The organism is Moorena sp. SIO3B2 (assembly GCF_010692525.1).
GTDB lineage: Bacteria > Cyanobacteriota > Cyanobacteriia > Cyanobacteriales > Coleofasciculaceae > Moorena > Moorena producens.
Map to the genome: position 1 here is coordinate 1 of NZ_JAAHHE010000500.1, position 3857 is coordinate 3857.

Annotated in this window: 2 protein-coding genes; both read right to left on the reverse strand. The window is 47.9% G+C overall.

Annotated features, from left to right (window positions below; genetic code table 11):
- Positions 1-201: 201 nt before the first annotated feature.
- Positions 202-2517, reverse strand: a complete 2316-nt coding sequence (locus F6K38_RS36990) for a DUF8189 domain-containing protein (protein WP_287359991.1) — start codon at positions 2515-2517, stop codon at positions 202-204.
- A 1061-nt stretch (positions 2518-3578) separates the two neighbouring features.
- On the reverse strand, positions 3579-3857 hold a 279-nt coding region (locus F6K38_RS36995), incomplete at its 5' end, for a hypothetical protein (protein WP_287359993.1).

A 3857-nucleotide genomic window follows, 5' to 3' on the forward strand; every position in this document is an offset into this window, starting at 1 on the left:
TAAAGAAGTAGTTGCAAAAGATAAAAGTTTTTAAGGCCGTAGCAGCTATTCGTCAAGTCCCTTGACCGTAGGTCACGCTACGCGAACGCGACCATTCAAAATTAAAAATTAAGAATTAAAAATTCAAAATCCGTAATTCTTAATTTTTAATTCTTAATTTTTAATTCTTTACCTTTAATTCCTTAATCAGTAAGCTTTACCTCAACCCATCCACTTGTGGTGCAGAGCATGATCACCAGCAACTACAAAAACATCAAGGCGGTCAGGTCCCCAAGATGCTGCTGCTAGCCCAGCAATGCTGTAACCACCTAGGTTTTTCCAATTTTTCCAGGCAGAACCATCCCAGGAACGGCAATAGACCTTGCCCATGGATCCAATCACGAAACAATCTAGCTGGTTGACTCCCCTGGAGACAGCAGCTATACCATACTGACAGTAGCCTCCCAGTTTTTCCCATGGAGTCCAAATGGAACCATTCCAGGTCTTGTAGTATAGAGCGCGATCGCGACCAATGGTAAAGGTAGCGATATGGTTTGGCCCCCAAGACACTGCTGCGGGTGCAGAAATAGAGTAACCCCCTAAGTTTTCCCAACCACGCCAAGCCGAGCCATCCCACCACTTGTGGTAGAGGGCGTGGTCAGTACCAATGATAAAAGTGTCAATGCGGTTAGGTCCCCAGGAAGAAGCCGCTGGAGCATACAGGCAGTAGCCCCCTAGATTTTCCCAACCACGCCAAGCCGAGCCATCCCACCACTTGCGGTACAGGGAATTATTGCTACCAACCACAAAGGTGTCAATGCGGTTAGCTCCCCAAGAAACTGCTGCGGGTGTAGAAATAATGTAACCCTCTAAGTTTTCCCAGCCGCGCCAAGCCGAGCCATCCCACCACTTGTGATACATAGCGTGGTCAGTACCAATCACAAAGGTGTCAATGCGGTTAGGTCCCCAGGAAGCAGCCGCTGGGCTATATATGCCATAGCCGCCTAAATTTTCCCAGTCACTCCAAGTACCGTCACTGGGGCGAGGGCGAGGACGGGGTGGGGGAGTTTTGATTTTGTCAAAAGCTACCTTGGGCTGAATAATACCAGTACCGGAATGCTGATCCCATCCCTGAGAACCAATATTTTTAGCAGTACTCTCCAGGAGTTTCTTAACTTCCTGCTGAGTCAAGCTCGGCTTGGCTTGCTTGAGCAAGGCTACTACTCCAGCAGCAATGGGTGTGGCAGCAGAGGTACCGTTATCACAGGGGAAGTAACCCCGGAAGTGGGTGATGGAACAGAAGTCAGGCTTTTGGGGGGACAAAGCCGCTGGTCCTTGGCTGCTATAGCCGACAAACTGTTCATTCTTGTTAACTGCGCCCACTGTCATCACTAGGGGATGACCATTCGCGCCCCAGATACTTTTACCAGGACCGAAATCTGAGGCACAACGACCATCAGGACAGGTTCCACCACAGTTACCAGCGGCAAACAGAACTAGAATCCCTTGATTGATGGCTTCCACAACTTTGCGGGTGAAGGGATGGTTTGGATTTCTGGCATAAGTCTTATCCCACTGTTCCTGGTAAATTCCCCAGCTATTGGTGAGAATGTGGGGTGTGCCGTCAATTTTATACTGCTTGATTGCCCAATTGAAGGCAGCCAGGGCGTTAGAGATAGCATTCCCTACTAGTGGAAAGTCATAGAGCTTGGCTTCTGGAGCCATACCCAACACATCTGTAGCGCACATATTGCCATGTTCGCCCCAGCTGCGAGCTTGAGTCCCCCATTCCACGCTGCGGTGGTAGCCACCAATGACATTGCGAATTCGCTTGGAGGGTTCTCCGGGACGCACAGGACGACCAGCTGCTGTAATTCCGCCATCAACGACACCAACAACAATACCTTGACCTTTATAACCAGCAGCGTGAATTTTATCAACGCCAAGATATTTGGCTACGTCCGCCATAGTTCCCTTAGCCGCCCCAGGGTTACAGTCACAAGAACCAATCGGACAGCTACCAAACCCTGCCATTGGTTCTACCATCGGATACTCTTGCTGTAGGGTGGTAGTGCTGAAGGGTTCGATCGGGGTGTCTGGCCAGACTTTGATCACATTAGGTTGGGCTTCCAGGGCGGCGATTTGGTTTTGAGCAACTTTGCCCTTGACAACGATTACCTCTTGATTAGATGCTTGAAGTTGCATGGCCAGTTCCGGTGTCTCAGGATCCATCGATACTGGCTCGTAGTCATAATCGATTTGGAAGCTAGGAACCCTGAAACTTCCTGCCATGTAAAACACGTTAGCCCCTTGACCCTTAGGTGCTCGCATTTCTACCAGCACGTTTTCCATAGGACTATCTGGGGCAGATGAACTCATTGGCACTGCTGTGGGTATATTGCCTTGACTGGATACAGCATTCATGTCAAAGGATGACATCTGGTCATCAGCCATTTCCCCTAAGGACATGCCATTGGTAGTTGCTTCACCATTAGTCATACCTGGAACCATTGGTTCGTGACTTTCTATGTTTTCCATTGTGCTAATTTCTGATGATGTTTTATAATTGGCTCGATAGAGAGGAGTCTGTCTTAGCTTTTGTTTCAGGATCAGGTTGATGTGAGTGTTTCTGAGCAATACAGTCAACTACCCATTGACCCTGAAGAATTCCAGATTTTTTCTCAAAGTTTTTGTAAAGGTGATATACTTCCGTTATAACTCAGCTGCATTACTGCACTAGCTGCTGTGAAGAGCAATGGCTTAGTCGAGACTTTCCCCTTAACTTGCAAAGAAAACGTTAAACATCCCTACTCCCCAACAGAACTGTGTTATCTAATCTTTAGGTCTAGGCTTTCGGATCTGGACTGTTACCTAAGCTGAAGGGGATACAGCTGTGCAATTCGATTCCTATAATATTGATGCCCCGGGGCAACGGCGAGTAGAAGTTGAGGCTGTTGTTGAATACTTGCAGCAACTCCCTCAAGGTACCTTGTCCGATGGCTAACCAAAGCAGATCGAGTTTGAAACCAGAAGCACCACCTTGGTGGATTGTAGGGTGGGCTAGTTCACTAGTTTGTAGTAGAATATAGGATATAAGGCTGAGGGTTAGTAAACAGCTAGAGAAAATGTCGCAGAGTCTACCAAAAACTCTGATTATTTGTTAGACTTAAATTAGGGTAACACCGACAGGGATTATTATGTAACTTAAATTAAAGCCGAAAACCAAGGGTTTAATAGTTGCGCTGTAATCCCGGTGGAACGAACTTTTTTGACATTTTTATGGCGCTCGCGGGATATTCCGTCACAGAAGCGCGGAGATACCCCCTGGATGCGATGGCATCTTGCATTGGCGGGCAAAAGTCGTTCTTGGTAGACTTTGGTAGCTAAAAAGTATCGGCTACCAAATTTAACTGAAAATAAATTGAAACAGGGGCATTCATTCAAGGTCAAGGAGAAACTAGAAAATAGGGAACTTGGGAACAGAAAGTATTCCCCGTTTACCTTTTCCCGTTCCTGGTTCCCGAGTAAGCATTCAGCCGTCAGCCGTCAGCCGTCAGCCGTCAGCCGTCAGCTAAAGTAACTCAGCATTATTCCAATGCTTACCTGTTGTCTTGATCCCAAGCGCGAGTGGGGGAAACCACGGCAGCGCGGTCATGGGGGGAACCCCCTTTGGCGGCGCTGCCTCCCCAAGACCGTAATGGTGCGTTTGACCCGTAATTAAATTCGCCACGGGTCGCACCTCTGCATCGCTTATTCAAAAGCACCATCTGTAGCACCTCAAGTAGCGTGCGCATTAGCTGATAGCTGATAGCTGATAGCTGATAGCTGATAGCTGATAGCTGATAGCTGATAGCTGATAGCTGATAGCTGATAGCTGA

What these genes read in the sequence shown, in the direction of transcription:
- F6K38_RS36990 (WP_287359991.1), bottom strand. Translation starts at nt 2,517, where the DNA reads ATGGAAAACATAGAAAGTCACGAACCAATGGTTCCAGGTATGACTAAT.